14 protein-coding genes are annotated in these 15,017 nt (G+C 65.4%); 8 read left to right on the plus strand and 6 right to left on the minus strand.

Features of this window, described 5'->3' with window-relative positions:
* Positions 1-80 precede the first annotated feature (80 nt).
* Complete coding sequence (gene rapA, locus ACVWZ5_RS24090; protein WP_062573085.1) at positions 81-2,927, minus strand: RNA polymerase-associated protein RapA; 2,847 nt, start codon at positions 2,925-2,927, stop codon at positions 81-83.
* Positions 2,928-3,054: 127 nt separating this feature from the next.
* Between rapA and ACVWZ5_RS24095 the strand changes: the two genes are divergently transcribed.
* The 4 genes from ACVWZ5_RS24095 (at position 3,055) to ccoM (ending at position 4,676) form a co-directional block, all read left to right on the plus strand.
* A complete protein-coding gene (locus tag ACVWZ5_RS24095) occupies positions 3,055-3,750 on the plus strand; it encodes a M949_RS01915 family surface polysaccharide biosynthesis protein (protein ID WP_062573086.1) in 696 nt (231 codons plus the stop codon).
* A gap of 112 nt (positions 3,751-3,862) precedes the next feature.
* A complete protein-coding gene (locus ACVWZ5_RS24100) occupies positions 3,863-4,189 on the plus strand; it encodes a hypothetical protein (protein ID WP_062573087.1) in 327 nt (108 codons plus the stop codon).
* 73 nt (positions 4,190-4,262) lie between these two features.
* The gene (locus tag ACVWZ5_RS24105) at positions 4,263-4,424 is read left to right on the plus strand and encodes a hypothetical protein (protein WP_096048546.1); all 162 of its coding nucleotides are present in this window, start codon (positions 4,263-4,265) and stop codon (positions 4,422-4,424) included.
* A gap of 135 nt (positions 4,425-4,559) precedes the next feature.
* A complete protein-coding gene (gene ccoM, locus ACVWZ5_RS24110) occupies positions 4,560-4,676 on the plus strand; it encodes a cytochrome c oxidase subunit CcoM (protein WP_023629476.1) in 117 nt (38 codons plus the stop codon).
* 112 nt (positions 4,677-4,788) lie between these two features.
* On the opposite strand, the gene ACVWZ5_RS24115 is transcribed toward ccoM, so the two are convergent.
* Positions 4,789-5,517: an SDR family oxidoreductase gene (locus ACVWZ5_RS24115; protein ID WP_084943285.1), complete on the minus strand. Its 729-nt coding sequence runs from the start codon at positions 5,515-5,517 to the stop codon at positions 4,789-4,791.
* Positions 5,518-5,618: 101 nt separating this feature from the next.
* Here ACVWZ5_RS24115 and ACVWZ5_RS24120 point away from each other — a divergent pair, with 101 nt between their 5' ends.
* The gene (locus ACVWZ5_RS24120; RefSeq protein ID WP_062573089.1) at positions 5,619-6,398 is read left to right on the plus strand and encodes a LysR family transcriptional regulator; all 780 of its coding nucleotides are present in this window, start codon (positions 5,619-5,621) and stop codon (positions 6,396-6,398) included.
* Positions 6,399-6,604: 206 nt separating this feature from the next.
* Here the strand turns inward: ACVWZ5_RS24120 and ACVWZ5_RS24125 are convergent, their stop codons facing one another.
* Positions 6,605-7,363 carry an SDR family NAD(P)-dependent oxidoreductase gene (locus ACVWZ5_RS24125; RefSeq protein WP_062573090.1) on the minus strand — a complete coding sequence of 253 codons (759 nt, stop codon included), beginning with the start codon at positions 7,361-7,363 and terminating at the stop codon, positions 6,605-6,607.
* Between the two features lie 115 nt (positions 7,364-7,478).
* On the opposite strand from ACVWZ5_RS24125, the gene ACVWZ5_RS24130 reads away from it, so the two are divergent.
* Entirely contained in the window at positions 7,479-8,399 is a 921-nt protein-coding gene (locus ACVWZ5_RS24130; protein ID WP_084943287.1) for a LysR family transcriptional regulator, read from the plus strand.
* Positions 8,400-8,523: 124 nt separating this feature from the next.
* Entirely contained in the window at positions 8,524-8,844 is a 321-nt protein-coding gene (locus ACVWZ5_RS24135; protein WP_062573092.1) for a DUF2025 family protein, read from the plus strand.
* Between the two features lie 20 nt (positions 8,845-8,864).
* On the opposite strand, the gene ACVWZ5_RS24140 is transcribed toward ACVWZ5_RS24135, so the two are convergent.
* Together ACVWZ5_RS24140 and ACVWZ5_RS24145 are read right to left on the minus strand one after the other, a co-directional pair.
* Entirely contained in the window at positions 8,865-11,450 is a 2,586-nt protein-coding gene (locus ACVWZ5_RS24140) for a bifunctional diguanylate cyclase/phosphodiesterase (RefSeq protein ID WP_062573093.1), read from the minus strand.
* A 51-nt stretch (positions 11,451-11,501) separates the two neighbouring features.
* On the minus strand, positions 11,502-12,578 hold the full coding sequence (locus ACVWZ5_RS24145) for a diguanylate cyclase (RefSeq protein ID WP_062573094.1): 1,077 nt from the start codon (positions 12,576-12,578) through the stop codon (positions 11,502-11,504).
* A 125-nt stretch (positions 12,579-12,703) separates the two neighbouring features.
* Here ACVWZ5_RS24145 and ACVWZ5_RS24150 point away from each other — a divergent pair, with 125 nt between their 5' ends.
* Positions 12,704-13,798, plus strand: a complete 1,095-nt coding sequence (locus ACVWZ5_RS24150; RefSeq protein WP_062573095.1) for an MBL fold metallo-hydrolase — start codon at positions 12,704-12,706, stop codon at positions 13,796-13,798.
* On the opposite strand, the gene ACVWZ5_RS24155 is transcribed toward ACVWZ5_RS24150, so the two are convergent.
* Positions 13,795-14,670 (minus strand): formate/nitrite transporter family protein, encoded by an 876-nt coding sequence (locus ACVWZ5_RS24155; protein ID WP_062573096.1) that lies wholly within the window; start codon positions 14,668-14,670, stop codon positions 13,795-13,797. The genes ACVWZ5_RS24150 and ACVWZ5_RS24155 overlap by 4 nt on opposite strands.
* Positions 14,671-15,017 lie beyond the last annotated feature (347 nt).

Consider the following 15,017-nt stretch of genomic DNA (forward strand, 5'->3'; position numbering starts at 1 on the left):
GAATCCTGATCACACTGCAAGACAGTGGCTCCCACACGTTACAGCGATGTTCCTGTGGGAGCCGGCTTGTCCTGCAATGATCAACCCGCGACCAGAACCCGGATCGCCTCAAGGCGCAGCGCCGCTTTGTCCAGCGCCGCCAGCCCTTCTTCACGCTGCTTGCGCAGGGCATCGATCTCGCTGTCACGCACGCTCGGGTTCACGGCCTTCAGCGCGGTCAGGCGCGCCAGTTCCTCGTCGGCCTCGGCAGTGAGCCGCTGGCGGGCCTGGGCCACGCGTTCGTCGTGGGTCGGCAGGACCTTGGCCTCGCCGGCGGCGATGCGCTTGGCCAGCACGTCGCGCTGGGCCTGGACGAACTTGTTGGCGCTGGCCTTGGGCACGCTTTCGAGCTGGTCGTTGAGGGTTTCGAACGCCACCCGCGGGCCCAGGTCGTTGCCATTGGTGTCCAGCAGGCAGCGCAGCGCCGCCGGCGGCAGGTAACGGCCAAGCTGCAGGCTGCGCGGGGCGACCACTTCGCTGACGTAGAGCAGCTCGAGCAGCACGGTGCCGGGCTTGAGCGCCTTGTTCTTGATCAGCGCAACCGCGGTGTTGCCCATCGAACCGGACAGCACCAGGTCCATGCCACCCTGGACCATCGGGTGTTCCCAGGTGAGGAACTGCATGTCCTCGCGCGACAGCGCCTGGCCACGGTCGTAGGTGATGGTCACGCCTTCGTCGTCGCCCAGCGGGAAGCTGGCGTCGAGCATCTTCTCGCTCGGCTTGAGGATCAGGGCATTTTCCGAATGGTCCTCGCTGTCGATGCCGAAGGCGTCGAACAGGGTTTCCATGTAGATCGGCAGGGCAAACTGGTCGTCCTGTTCGAGAATGGCCTCGACCAGCGCCTGGCCTTCGCCGGCGCCACCGGAGTTGAGCTCCAGCAGGCGGTCGCGGCCGGTGTGCAGCTCGGCTTCCAGGCGCTCGCGCTCGGCGCGGGCCTCGGCCACCAGCTTGCCCCAGCTCTTCTCGTCACTGTCGGCCAGCAGCGGCAGCAGGCGCGGGCCGAACTGGTGCTGCAGGGCGTTGCCGGTCGGGCAGGTGTTGAGGAAGGCGTTGAGGCCTTCGTGGTACCACTGGAACAGGCGCTCCTGCGGGCTGTCCTGCAGGTACGGGATGTGCAGCTGGATCGTGTGCTTCTGGCCGATCCGGTCGAGACGGCCGATGCGCTGCTCGAGCAGGTCGGGGTGGGCCGGCAGGTCGAACATCACCAGGTGGTGGGCGAACTGGAAGTTGCGGCCCTCACTGCCGATCTCGGAGCAGATCAGCACCTGGGCGCCGAATTCCTCGTCGGCGAAGTAGGCGGCGGCGCGGTCGCGTTCGAGGATGCTCATGCCTTCATGGAACACCGTGGCCGGGATGCCGGAGCGCACGCGCAGGGCGTCTTCCAGGTCCATGGCGGTCTCGGCGTGGGCGCAGATCACCAGGACCTTGGTGCGCTTGAGCATCTTCAGGGTGTCGATCAGCCAGTCGACCCGTGGGTCGAAACGCCACCAGCGCTCGTCGTCGCCGGTCTCGCCCTGGGCCTGGAAGGCCACTTCCGGGTACAACTCGGCGCGCTCGCCCGAGGGCAGCTCGGCGTAGGCGTCGGGGTTGGCCAGCGGGTAGGGGTGCAGCTGGCGCTCGGGGAAGCCCTGGATTGCCGCGCGGGTGTTGCGGAACAGCACGCGGCCGGTACCGTGGCGGTCGAGCAGCTCGCGGATCAGGCGGGCGCTGGCCTGGCTGTCGCCATCGCTGACCGCGGCCAGCAGGGCTTCGCCTTCGGCACCGAGGAAGCCCTGGATAGTAGCGTGGGCCTTGGCCGACAGACGGCCTTCGTCAAGCAGTTCCTGCACCGCTTCGGCGACCGGGCGATAGTTTTCGCTCTCGGCGCGGAACGCGGCCAGGTCGTGGAAACGGTTGGGGTCGAGCAGGCGCAGGCGGGCGAAGTGGCTGTCCTGGCCGAGCTGTTCCGGGGTGGCGGTGAGCAGCAGCACGCCCGGGATGACCTGGGCCAGTTGCTCGACCAGCGCATACTCGGCGCTGGCCTGTTCCTCGTGCCAGACCAGGTGGTGGGCTTCGTCGACCACCATCAGGTCCCAGCCGGCGGCGAACAGCGCGTCCTGGGCCTTCTCATCCTCGACCAGCCATTCCAGGGCGACCAGCGCCAGCTGGGCGTCCTCGAACGGGTTGCTGGCGTCGCTCTCGATGAAGCGCTCGGCGTCGAACAGTGCCACCTGCAGGTTGAAGCGTCGGCGCATTTCCACCAGCCACTGGTGCTGGAGGTTCTCGGGTACCAGGATCAGCACGCGATTGGCCCGCCCGGACAGCAGCTGGCGGTGGATTACCAGGCCAGCCTCGATGGTCTTGCCCAGGCCCACTTCGTCGGCCAGCAATACCCGGGGAGCGATGCGGTCGGCCACTTCACGGGCGATGTGCAACTGGTGGGCGATGGGTTGGGCGCGCACACCGCCCAGGCCCCACAGTGACGAGAGCATCTGCTTGCTGGTGTGCTGCAGGGTGTTATAGCGCAGCGAGAACCACGATAGCGGGTCGATCTGCCCGGCGAACAGGCGGTCGCTGGCCAGGCGGAACTGGATGAAGTTCGACAGTTGCGTCTCGGGCAGGGTACGCGGCTGGTTCTGGCCGTCGATGCCGTGGTAGACCATCAGGCCGTCGATGTCCTCGACTTCCTGCACGGTCAGCTTCCAGCCTTCGAAGTGGGTGATCAGGTCGCCGGGCGAAAAGCGCACGCGGGTCAGCGGCGCATTGCGTAGCGAGTATTGGCGGGTGTCGCCCGTGGCCGGGTAGAGCACGGTCAACAGGCGGCCATCCTGCGCCAGGATGGTCCCAAGACCGAGCTCGGCTTCGCTGTCGCTGATCCAGCGTTGCCCCGGTTGATACTGCTGCGCCATACTGCCAAAACTCCCGCGATGAAAAAGCCGGCTATGTTAACGGATCGGCTTCGCCAGACCAATGAATGTGAAGAGTCTAGCGCTTTCATCGACGAATACCGTCCTGTCACGAGGGCCACGCGCCAACATGGTTGCCAAGCACCGCTGGTTGAACGTCACCCTGGGCCTGGGCAGTCTCGCGCTGCTGGCCGCCTGCGAACAGAAGAGCTTCGAAGTCCTGCCACCGATTCCGGTCGAGCAACTGGAGGTGCTCGGTGTACAGACACCGATCAAGAGCGTGCACTTCCACGACCGCGAGGGTGAAGGCCTGCTGGTGCTGAGCCGGGTCGATGGCCAGGCCACCGACCCCGACACCGAGGAGGAAGTCGACAAGGTGGTGCTCAAGGCCACCTTGTATGGCCGCGCCGCCGGCGGTGATGCTTTCAAGGCGCGCTGGCAGATCGAGCAGGAGACCACCTGCGCCGGACTGGACCTGGACGTCGACTTCTATACCGATGTCAGCGATGTCGGTGACCTGAACAAGGACGGCGTCGCCGAAGTGACCGTGGCCAGCCACGCCTTCTGCGGCGGCGGCATCGACCCCCACGACATCGCCATCGAGATGCGTGAGGGGCAGGCGATCTACACCATCACCGGCCAGTCGCTGATCAGCCCACCCGGTGAAGACGCGTTCGGCGGCGAGCGCGAGGACAGCGCTTCGCTCAAGAGTGCCCCGCAGGTCGTGCGCGAGCACATGGACGCGGTCTGGCAGCAGGTCTACAAGCGGCCCTGGAGCGAGTCGAGCGCCGCGCCCGACGACGACCCGGACGAAGAAGCCGAGTAAGTCCGCGCTATACTCCAGCGCAGTGCGGCGTTGTGACACGCCGCACACCTTCGACCGCAGGCATTCAAGGCGGCGTACCACCAGCCGACAACAAGGCTACAGGAGACCCCCCATGCTGCCGCCGATCATCCCGCTCAGTGCCGCCCCCGTGACCTCGCAACACGACCCGGTCAAGCCACCGCCGACCATTGCGCCGGTGGTGCCCACGCAGCCGACCTCCAGCGATGGCACCATTGACCTGAAGAATCATCGCGATCCCCAGGAGCAGGCCCTGCTGCTGCGCGAGGAGCAGCGCCGCCAGCAGCAACGGCGCAAGCAGGCCGAAGGGGAGCGCTATGAAGCCGTGCCCGGCGAGGAGCTCAACGCCGACAACACCGTGCCGGTAGCGCCGATGGGCGAGCGCACGCGCCAGGGGCTGCTGGTGGATATCGAAGTCTGACCAGGCTCTGTGCTCTAGTCAGCACCGCCGCTTGCCTTCATCATGAAGGCTTCTGCTGTCCGTCGAGCCCGCCATGAGCCAAGACAACCTGATCGATTTCGGCGCCGAACGCGCCAAACGCATCCACGACCTCAATGACAAGCGCCTGAACGACATGCGCCAGGCCTTCGAGCAGGCCATGCCGCTGGCCCAGGCCAAGAAGAAAAAGCCCAAGGGCAAACCCAAGAAGCGCTGAAACTTGATGCAAGTCAACCCTGCACCCGCCTCGCGCGCCCGGCTCCGGGCGCCATTGACTCCGGTCAATTTTCCCCCTCCCGGCATTGGTTACCTTGCACCCATCGGATGACGGCACATCAAGGGAGGGGCCGACATGTTCTTCGACAACGTGGTTATCGCCGGTGTGGTAACGGTCGGGTTGATGTTGGCGTTCTTCGCCGGTCTGGGCATTTTCATCTGGAAGGACTCGAAAAAGCGTAATCAGCGCTGATCCTTCCCGATTCACGAGCACGCAAGGCATTTAGGGCGACTTCGGTCGCCCATTTTTTTGCCTGTATTTTCATTGTGGGGCGGGGCTTGGCGACGAACGCGGCGCATTCATCTCAGGGTTGTTGGGCGGTCGCCGCCAGCACGATCTCGCGAATGCACACCTGCTGCGGCTGCTGGTAGGCCCAGACGATCGCCCCGGCGACATCCTCGGCGCTCAGCACCACGCCGCCCATGTCATTGGCCTTCCATGCCTCGTAGTTGCGCTTGATGCCCTCGTCGGTGGTATGCCCGAGCAGCTCGGTCTCCACCGCGCCCGGGGCGATGGTCACCACCCGCACATTGTGCGGCGCCAACTCTTCGCGCAGGTTCTCCGACAGCCCGTGCACGGCGAACTTGCTGCCCACATAGGCCACATGGTTGGGGAAAGTCTTGCGCCCGGCCACGGAGCTGACGTTGATCAGCGTGCCATGGCGCCGCTCGATCATCCCGCCGAGCAGCGCATGCACGCCGTTTAGCAGGCCCTTGACGTTGATGTCGAACATGCGCTCCCACTGCTCCGGGTCCTGCTCGTGCATCTGCCCCAGCAACATCACCCCCGCGTTGTTCACCAGGGCATCGGCCGGGCCGTACAGCGCTTCGGCCTCGGCCACGGCGGCCACCAGCGCTGTCCGGTCGCGGATATCCACGGCGCGGCACAGGCAGTCGGGGAGCGCCAGCGCCTCGAGGCGTTCCAGGCGACGGGCGATCAGCAGCAGCGGATGACCCGCGGCGGAGAATCGCTGGGCGGTGGCGGCGCCGATACCGGAACTGGCGCCAGTGACGATGATCAGGGATTTGTTCATGGTTGCCTCCAAGGCATAATCGCTTTCGATGGCAGGGATTCTAGATAGTGTCTTCGGCCAGGAAAAACGGCTTATTTCTCTGGATGGCATCGGTTTTATCTATGGATATCCGTCATCTCAAGGCATTTATCGCGGTCTTCGAAGCGCGCAACATCACTGTAGCCGCCCGGCGCCTGTGCGTGGCCCAGCCGACCTTGTCGGTGACCATACGCCAGCTGGAAGAGGACCTCGGCGTCGAACTGTTCCTGCGTCAGGCCCGCGGCGTCGAAGTCAGCGAGCAGGCCCGCGAGCTGTATCCCCAGGCCTGCCGCATGGTGGCCGAGGCCGAGGCCCTGCGCCTGCGGTTTCGCCAGGGGCAGGAGCGGGTGCCGTTGGCGCTGGGCATCGAGGCCGACATCGCCCCGGCCCAGGTCGAGGCCTGCGTGCGCCTGGCCAGCCAGGCGGTGGCGGGTTTGCAACTGACCTTGCTGGAAGGTTGCGACGGTGACGCTCGCCTGGCCGATGAGGCCCAGCGTTGCGAGGACGAACTGTTCCTGCCGCTGTGGGAGGAAGCGTTCGTGCGGGTGATGGCCACCGGCAGCCAGCCGGACGGGCGCTGGATCACCTGCCCGCAGCACCCGTCGCACCAACGCTTGATGGGCTTGTATGACGGGGGTGAGCAGGTCGGCCAGGCCGGTTCGTTGCAACGGGTCCTGGCCATGGTCGCCGCCGGGCAGGGCGCGGCGTGGTTGCCGCAGTCGCTGGCCGAGCGTTGCCCGGGCGTCTACTGGCAGCCGGGCAGCGGCCTGACGCTGCGCCGTCGGGTCGGGTTGTGCATGTCCCATGAGGCCTTGGCACTACCCGCCGTGGCAGCGCTGCATCAGGCCCTGAGCCGCGCTTGAACGACCGGGATTGTGGGAGCAACTGTCTTGCTCAATTTTTAGAATCTGGCGCGATCCCTGTGGGAGCGGCCTTGTGTCGCGAAAGGGCTGCGAAGCAGCCCCGACAATCTAGAAACATACCCAAGATCCTGGGGCCGCTTCGCGCCCCTTTCGCGACACAAGGCCTACAGGGAACCGCGTAACAAGCCAGTCAATCTGCCACATGCCTAGAGAAACATCCCCCCAGAAACCTCCAGCCGCTGCCCCGTGATCCAGCCATTGCCGTCCTCCAGTAACAGGGCGATGGCCGCACCGATATCGTCGGGCAGGCCGACGCGTCCCAACGCCGTGTTGCCGGCGATGTAGTCATTGACCTGCTGGTTGTCGCGCACCACGCCACCGCCGAAGTCGGTCTCGATGGCGCCCGGCGCAAGAATGTTCACGCGGATGCCGCGCGCGCCCAGCTCCTTGGCCTGGTAGCGGGTCAGCACTTCCATGGCGCCCTTCATGGCCGCATAGGCGGCGTAGCCGGGCAGGGCGAAGCGGGTCAGGCCGGTGGAGACGTTGACGATGCGCCCGCCGTCGGCCAGCAGCGGCAGCAGGCGCTGGGTGAGGAAGAACGGCCCCTTGAGCTGGATGTTCAGCAACTGGTCGAATTGCGCTTCGCTGGTCTCGCTGAACGGCACGTTCAGGCCGATGCCGGCGTTGTTCACCAGGAAGTCCAGCTGGCGGCGGCCAAACTGCTGCTCGAGGGTGTCGCCCAGGCGCTCGGCGAAGGCGGCAAAGCTGGCGCTGTCGCTGACATCCAGTTGCAGCATGGCGGCGCGCACGCCGGCCTGTTCGAGCGAGGCGGCCACGGCGTGGGCCTCGCCGGCCTTGCTGTGGTAGGTGCCGATGATGTCGATACCACGAGCGGCCAGGTGTTCGGCGGTGTTCTTGCCCAGGCCGCGGCTGGCGCCGGTGATCAGTGCGATCTTGCGAGTCATGTCGGTTACCTCGTTGGGGTGGTGGTTGAATGACAGGTTATTGATCGGTTGATGGCTGTTAAATCCACTAATTCCGGAAATACTGTTCGTCTTGAATGGACAATCGGAGCCCGTGATGAACAAGCTTGAGCTGTTGCGCACCTTTGTCAGGGTCAGCGAACTGAGCAGTTTCACCCTGGCCGGCGAAAGCCTGGGCCTGCCGCGTTCGACCGTCTCCGAGCAGGTGCGGGCGCTGGAACGGTTGCTCGGCACGCGCCTGTTCAACCGCACCACGCGGCGGGTGCAGACCACCCAGGACGGTGCCTTGCTCTACGAGCGCAGCAAGGACCTGCTGTCGGGCATGGACGAGATCGAGAGCCTGTTCAGCGCCGACGATGCCGAGCTGACCGGGCGCCTGCGCATCGACCTGCCGACCATGATGGCGCGGCGGCTGATCGTGCCGGCGCTGCCAGGGTTTCTCGAGCGTTTCCCGAGCCTGGAAGTGGAGCTTAGTTGCACCGACCGCCAGGTCGACCTGCTGCGCGAAGGCTTCGACTGCGTGATGCGCATCGGCGCGCTCAGCGAACTGGACGTGGTCGCCCGCCCGGTGGGGCGACTGAGCATGCGCAACTGTGCCAGCCCCGCCTACCTCGAGCGTCACGGCGTGCCACGGAACCTGCAGGATCTGGCCGGCCATCGGTTGGTCCACTACGTGCGCAACCTCGGTGCCCGCAGCGCCGGGTTCGAATACGTGCAGGAGGGCGAGCTGCGCTTCCAGGCCATGGCCGGCGTGGTCACGGTGAACAATGCCGAAGCCTATTCCGCCGCCTGCCTGGCCGGGCTCGGGCTGATCCAGGTACCGGCGGTGGGCGTCGATGAACACCTGCGCAATGGTGAACTGATATCGCTGCTCGAGCCCTGGCAGGCGCGGGCCATGCCGGTGTCGCTGCTGTATGCCCGGCAGCGCCATGTGCCGCGCCGGGTCCAGGCGTTCATGAACTGGCTGGCGGCGCTGCTGGCGTCGCAGGTCGACCCGGTGGCGGCGCCAACCGGCTGAAACGGGAAGGGTGAGAATGCGTGGCGAAGGTTCCCGCAGTTGCGTTAGGCTGGTACCTGCGCGTCGCCCGCCAGAGGTGACCGTTCCCTGCGTGCGTCACTTCCGAATTTTGCGAGGTTACGCCATGGCCATCACTTCCCAGGACATCTGCAACGCCGCCGAACAGCTCAAGGGCTTTGTCGGCTTCCACGGCAAGCGCGGCATTCATATCGTGCGGTTTTCCGAAGATTCGTTCGGCATGGACGTCGCCGACGACAGCATCACCCCCTGCAACGAGTTCGTCTGGCGCCCCGAGGCCGACACGCGCATGGCATTGTGCCGGGAGCGCCTGGCCTTGCTGCTGGAGCAGCACGTGGACGATCGGCTGAACATCGGCGAGCCGCTGCGTATCTACCTCAAGCGCACCGACCTGCCGGAGATCGTGGCTGAACGCAGCCTGCGCTGAAGGCATGCATCAAGAGGGACTCAGGACACATCCTGCTGGCGCACCTCGCGGCCCGCCAGCAGCGCCTCGAACCCCGCCCGGTCCACCGGCTTGCTCAGGTAGTAGCCCTGGACCTCATGGCACTGCTCCCTGTCCAGCGCCTGCAACTGCTGCTCGGTCTCCACCCCCTCGGCGGTGACCGTCAGCCCCATGGCCTTGCCCAGGTTGATGATGGCCTGGACCACTGCCCGGTCGTTGCCGCTCTGGCTGCTGAGCCCGGCGATGAAGCGCTTGTCGATCTTGATGCTGTCGAAGGGGTAGGTGCGCAGGTAACCCAGCGACGAGTAACCGGTGCCGAAGTCGTCCATGTTCAGGCGCACGCCCAGCTCCTTTAGCGCGAGCATGGTGCCCAGGGCGCCTTCGATGTCGTTGAGCATCACGTTCTCGGTGATCTCCAGTTCCAGGCGCTGGGCCGGGAAGCCGGTGTCCAGCAGCACCTGGCGCACATCGGCGACCACATCGCTGCGGGAGAACTGCGCCGGCGACAGGTTGACCGAGACCAGCAGTTCGTCGGGCCAGTCGCGGGCATTGCGGCAGGCCTCGGCCAGCACCCAGCGACCAAGGGGCACGATCAGGTCGCTCTGCTCGGCCAGGGGAATGAAGGTGTCCGGCCCGAGCAGGCCCTCCTCGGGGTGCTGCCAGCGCAGCAGGGCCTCCACCGAGACGATGCGCAGGTCGTACAGGCGATAGCGTGGCTGATAGTGCAGGACGAACTCGTGCTGCTTGATCGCCCGGCGCAGGTCGTTTTCCAGTTGTCGGCGGTACTGGATCTGCTGGTTCATCTCTGGCGAGAAGTAACGCCAGGTATTCTTGCCGTCGGCTTTGGCCTGGTACAGCGCAATGTCGGCGTAGCGGATCAACTCACCGGCATCGTAGCCCTGGATTCGGGTCTGGGCGATGCCAATGCTGGCGCCGATATGCAACTGTTGTCCCTCGTAGGTTATAGGTTGCTGCAGCAACTCGAGCAGGCGGGCGCAGAAACGATCGATCTCGCTGCGATTGTCCAGGCCATGCAGCACCAGGACGAACTCGTCGCCGCCCAGGCGAGCCACCAGGTCATTTTCGCGGGTGGTGTCGCGCAGGCGACCGGCCACCTCCTGCAACACCGCGTCGCCGGCCGGGTGGCCGAGGGAATCGTTGATCGGCTTGAAACTGTCCAGGTCGAGCAGCAGCAAGGTCAGCGGCGGTGAATCGCTGCCGCGCAACAGCGCATGCTCAAGGTGGCGTGACAGCTTGTTGCGGTTGGCAAGGCCAGTCAGGGCATCGTGCATCGACAGGTGCTGGATGCGGGCATGGGCGGCGACTTCGTCAGTGATATCGCTGGCGGTGCCGCGAAAGCCGGCGAGCTTGCCCTCGTAGACGATCGAGCGCGCCGAAACGCGGCAGTAGCGGTTCTGCCCGCTGGCGTCATCGTAGTTGCAGCGCAGGTTGGCCAGTTGCTGCGGGTTGTCGTCGGCCTGGCTGTCGAGCCACGGCAGCAGGGGCGTGGTGTCGCAGGCCAGCAGCTGGTTTAGCGGCTGGCCTATCCAGTCCTCAAGCCGGTAGCCGGTGACGCTGACGAAGCGCTGCGACAGGTAGGTCAGGCGGTGCTGGCGGTCGGTTTCCCAGATCCAGTCCGACGCAGCCTCGGCCACTGCGCGAAAGCGCTGCTCGCTGGCCTCCAGGGCGCGGTTGCTTTGCTGCAGGCGCAGCAGGCTCTCGTCGATGGCGCGGGAGCTGCGCAGGGCATGGCGGAACAGGTACAGCAGCACCAGGCCGAGCACCAGCAGCACCGCCAGCAGCGGCGGCAGGAAGGCGTGGAGCAACTGGCGACCCGGTAGCGGCGTGTTCCAGGCCAGGTAATAGCCGGTTTCCTCCAGGGCGATGTGCGGTTGTCCGGTCTGGGCGGCGCCATTTTTCTCCAGGCGCATGCCGGTCAGGCCCGCCCCCTTGCCCAGCACGGCGAGCTTGGCCTCGGTCAGTTGGTCGATAAACACCATCACCGGCGCCTGGCGCACATCCGTCTCGGTCACATCTTTGTCCGGGCGCACCGCCGCCGCGCTGAGCACCGCGGGCCAGCCGTTGAAGCGCACGAAGTGGGCCACCTGCTCGCGGGCCGGGGCCGCCTTTCGCGCCGCGTCGATGATCGGCGCCAGGGGACTGTCGATATGGGCGCTGGCCGGTGAGTCGGTGGGCTTGCCCTTGAACAGGGCATAGGTGGTGCGGTCATCCTCGATCACGAACACGCCTTCGTAGCCGCTGGCGCTGTACAGCGACTCACCGACGTTCTTCTCGTCATACGCCCACTGCCAGTCGACCTTGCCTGCCAGATGTTCGTAGGCGGCGTCCCAGACGGCGTAGCTGGAGAGGAACTGGCGCGACGCCACCAGCCGCTGCTCCAGTGCCTGGGTAGCCTGGAAGGTGCTCTGCTCCAGCGCCTGGCGGTCCAGCGTGGCGGCGATGTTGAACAGCGCCACCAGGGTGAACACGCAGGCGAGGCCGAACAGAGCGCAGAAGGCGCCTACCAGCCTGCGCACCTGCAGGCGCGAAGTGGGGCTGGAGGATGAAAGGTCGACGTTCCTGTCCATGTACGGGCGACTCCTTCAACTGCTGTCTGCACCCGGGGCCTGGGCGAAGGTTCAGTCAGGATAGGCCAGCTTGAGCAGGGCGGCCTCGCCGCGGGCGAAATTGACCTGGTCGCGCCCCTGGTGCTTGGCGGCGTACAGGGCCTTGTCGGCCTGTTCCAGCCAGTGTTCGGGCGAGGCGAGGGTGGTGCGAAAGTCCGCCAGCCCGATGCTCAGGCTGATGCGCAGGCCCGGCAGTTGCGGGTTGCGATAGGCGCCCACGCGCTCGCGCAGGCGCTCCATGGCCTGGCACGCCTGGGCTTCCTGGGCCCCGGGGAGGATCACGCAGAACTCGTCACCGCCGTAGCGCCCGGCCAGGTCGTCCTCGCGCAGGTTGCGCCGCAGTTCCTGGCTGAGCTGGCGCAGCACGCAGTCGCCGACCACATGGCCGTAGGTGTCGTTGATGGTCTTGAAGTGGTCGATGTCGATCAGGGCGACTACCGCCGGCAGCTGCTGTTGCTGGCAGATCTGGAACTTGAGCAGCAGCAGGTCCTTCCACGAGCCATGGTTGAGCAGGCCGGTAAGGCTGTCGGTGCGGCTCAGGGCGCTTAGGCGGCGCTTGTGCTCGGCCAGCTTGATCGCCAACTGGTAGCACACCCAACCCAGGGCCAAGGGGTAGACGGTGAGCATCGGCAGGCAGGCAAGCACCTGCAGTTGCGTGGCCTGGGGCTGCAGGCCGGTACCGAGCAGGGCGCTGGCCAGCAGCATGCCGCCCAGTTGGGCCAGCAGACCGCGCAGCAGCACCCGTTTGCCGCCGGCGGCGACGTTGTTCATGGTCATCATCGACAGGATGGTCACCGTGGGCAGCGGGTTGAAATGCATCGCTGCGGTCCAGAACCCGCCCATCAGCGAATCCAGCAGGATGTTGCGCTGTTCGGCCTGGTAGGGCGTGGCAGAGCGCCGGGCCCATTGATAGGCCACATGGGGCCAGAGCAGGCCATTGAATAGCAACAGGGCCCAGGCCCACTGCGGCGGGTTCAGCGGGGCGATGGCCGCCATTACGCTGAACAGGCCGATCCCCAGGCCGATGATGCGCGGCAGGTAGATGCGCCTGACGAAAGAGAGCCCCTTGCCGCTGCGGTTGTCGATCATGGTTGTCGTTCTTCTGTGGGGCGCCGTTTATCGCATAAGTCGTGTGAATATTGTTGAACAATCGTTCATCGGCGAAAAATGACCTTACAAGCCATTTCACGGTTGATCCGACCCTGTGGAGTAATATGAAGGCCTTCTTCATTTGCGGAGTGTTGTTGCTCATGGTCCCCATGGCTACCCCCGCCGGCGAGCCGGCACCGCACCGGGACGGACGCTTTCACAACCAGGTCGAGCTGCCCAGGGACGGCGTGCTCAAGAAGCTGCGCATCGGCGTCAAGTACCTGCTGCTGCGCAAGCCGCCGCAAACCCGGCCAGATGCTGCGTTGAGCCTGCAGCCGATGACCCGCCAGCAGGTGGCCGACGCGCCGGATCACAGCCTGTGGCGTCTTGGCCACTCCACCGTACTGCTCAAGCTGCGCGGGCGCTTCTTCATTACCGACCCGGTGTTCGCCGAGCGCGCCTCGCCGGTGCAGTGGGCCGGGCCGTTGCGCTTCCATGCGCCGCCGTTGGCGCTCGACGATCTGCCGCCGCTGACTGCGGTGATCCTCTCCCATGACCATTTCGACCACCTCGACGAGCAGGCCATCCGCCGGTTGGCGCCGCGCACCGAGCACTTTCTCGCGCCGCTGGGGGTGGGTGACCTGCTCATCGAGTGGGGCGTGCCGCCGGGCAAGGTGCGCGAGATGGACTGGTGGCAGGAAACCGAGGTCGAAGGCGTGCGCTTCGCCGCCACGCCGGCGCAGCACTTTTCCGGGCGCGGGTTGTTCGACAGCAACCGCAGGCTGTGGGCGTCCTGGGTGATGATCGACGAAGGGCTGCGGCTGTTCTTCAGCGGTGATACTGGTTACTTCGCCGGCTTTCGCGAGATCGGCGAGCGCTACGGGCCCTTCGACCTGACCTTGATGGAGACCGGCGCCTACAACGTTGCCTGGCCCAGTGTGCATATGCAGCCGGAGCAGACCCTGCAGGCGCACCTGGACCTGAAGGGCCGTTGGCTGCTGCCTATTCACAACGGTACCTTCGACCTGTCCATCCACAGCTGGCAGGAGCCCTTCGAGCGCATCCTGGCACTGGCCAATACCGCCCAGGTGCAGCTGAGCACGCCGCAGATGGGCGAGCGGGTCAGCCTCGACTCGCCACATCCGGGGCAGAACTGGTGGCGGCCGCGGCCATTGCCGCAGCGAAGCAGGGCGTCCGAGCGCGCGGTTGCTGCGCGCTAGTTCCTGATCTCCTTGTCGTTCTTCAACAGTTTCGAGGGCGGCTTGCCGCTGTCGCTGCGCACTTGGGCATGGCTGATCAAGGCGAAGATGAAACTGCCGCCAATGATGTTGCCGGCCAGGGTGGGCAGGGCGAAGTCGAGCCAGAAGGTGCTCCAGCTCTGCTCGCCGGCCCAGACCAGGTAAGAGACCTCGACCGAGCCCACTACTATATGCGTGAAGTCGCCCAGGGCCATCAGGTAGGTGATCATCAGGATGATCCAGATCTTGGCGTGCTCCATGGACGGGATCATCCAGACCATGGTGGCGATCATCCAACCCGAGACGATGCCCTTGGCGAACATCTGGCCGATGCCGTTCTCCATCACCTTGCGGCCCACATCCAGGAAGGCGATATCGGTCTTGCTGTCGAATATCGGCAGTTCGAGCATCACCCAGGCTACCAGCAGCGTGCCGGCCAGGTTGCCGAGCAGGACGATGGTCCACAGGCGCAGCAGGCGGCCCAGGTTGGTGAGAGTGGGGGTGGTCATCAGTGGCAGCACGGCGGTCAGGGTGTTTTCGGTGAACAGTTGCTGGCGGGCGAGGATCACCGCCAGGAAGCCTGCGCTGTAGCCCAGGCTGGCGATCACCTGGGCGCTGTCGCCTTCGGGCAGGCGGGCGTAGAACAGTCCCATGGCCATCAACGACAGGCCCATGGTCAGGCCTGCCGCCAGCGCCGACCACCACAAGGCGGCGAGCGTGCGTTCAAGTTCGTGGTCACCCTGGGCGCGGATGATCTCGTGCAGCACCGCCGCCCGGGGCGGTTGGTTGTGGCTGACTTCCTGCTCTTCGTCCGGCGACAGCCCCGGGGTCTTCTCGCTCTGTGCATCGCTCATTGGTAGCCGCTCCGCTTGCGTGTTTCTCTACAGAGCGGCAACCGCATCGAATAGTTGCCGAGCGACCGCCGGATGGCGATCGAAAGTTTTTTCAGATCAAGGTGTTGACTCTGAAATCAAACCGCGTATTATTCGCCTCCTCGCAGCGTTGAACGCCACGAGGCAAGCGGTAAGTTGTTGAGGTTGAAGTTGTTTTGCAAAAAGCAGCTTCGAAAAAAACTTCAAAACAACGCTTGACAGCAGATTAGGAAGGCGTAGAATGCGCGCCTCGGTTGAGACGAAACGCTCTTGGCCAAACGCTCTTTAACAAATTGAATCAAGCAATTCGTGTGGGTGCTTGTGAGTAC

It is taken from the genome of Pseudomonas sp. TE6283, from assembly GCF_054060555.1.

What these genes read in the sequence shown, in the direction of transcription:
- rapA (WP_062573085.1), bottom strand. Translation starts at nt 2,927, where the DNA reads ATGGCGCAGCAGTATCAACCGGGGCAACGCTGGATCAGCGACAGCGAA.
- ACVWZ5_RS24095 (WP_062573086.1), top strand. Translation starts at nt 3,055, where the DNA reads ATGGTTGCCAAGCACCGCTGGTTGAACGTCACCCTGGGCCTGGGCAGT.
- ACVWZ5_RS24100 (WP_062573087.1), top strand. Translation starts at nt 3,863, where the DNA reads ATGCTGCCGCCGATCATCCCGCTCAGTGCCGCCCCCGTGACCTCGCAA.
- ACVWZ5_RS24105 (WP_096048546.1), top strand. Translation starts at nt 4,263, where the DNA reads ATGAGCCAAGACAACCTGATCGATTTCGGCGCCGAACGCGCCAAACGC.
- ccoM (WP_023629476.1), top strand. Translation starts at nt 4,560, where the DNA reads ATGTTCTTCGACAACGTGGTTATCGCCGGTGTGGTAACGGTCGGGTTG.
- ACVWZ5_RS24115 (WP_084943285.1), bottom strand. Translation starts at nt 5,517, where the DNA reads ATGAACAAATCCCTGATCATCGTCACTGGCGCCAGTTCCGGTATCGGC.
- ACVWZ5_RS24120 (WP_062573089.1), top strand. Translation starts at nt 5,619, where the DNA reads ATGGATATCCGTCATCTCAAGGCATTTATCGCGGTCTTCGAAGCGCGC.
- ACVWZ5_RS24125 (WP_062573090.1), bottom strand. Translation starts at nt 7,363, where the DNA reads ATGACTCGCAAGATCGCACTGATCACCGGCGCCAGCCGCGGCCTGGGC.
- ACVWZ5_RS24130 (WP_084943287.1), top strand. Translation starts at nt 7,479, where the DNA reads ATGAACAAGCTTGAGCTGTTGCGCACCTTTGTCAGGGTCAGCGAACTG.
- ACVWZ5_RS24135 (WP_062573092.1), top strand. Translation starts at nt 8,524, where the DNA reads ATGGCCATCACTTCCCAGGACATCTGCAACGCCGCCGAACAGCTCAAG.
- ACVWZ5_RS24140 (WP_062573093.1), bottom strand. Translation starts at nt 11,450, where the DNA reads ATGGACAGGAACGTCGACCTTTCATCCTCCAGCCCCACTTCGCGCCTG.
- ACVWZ5_RS24145 (WP_062573094.1), bottom strand. Translation starts at nt 12,578, where the DNA reads ATGATCGACAACCGCAGCGGCAAGGGGCTCTCTTTCGTCAGGCGCATC.
- ACVWZ5_RS24150 (WP_062573095.1), top strand. Translation starts at nt 12,704, where the DNA reads ATGAAGGCCTTCTTCATTTGCGGAGTGTTGTTGCTCATGGTCCCCATG.
- ACVWZ5_RS24155 (WP_062573096.1), bottom strand. Translation starts at nt 14,670, where the DNA reads ATGAGCGATGCACAGAGCGAGAAGACCCCGGGGCTGTCGCCGGACGAA.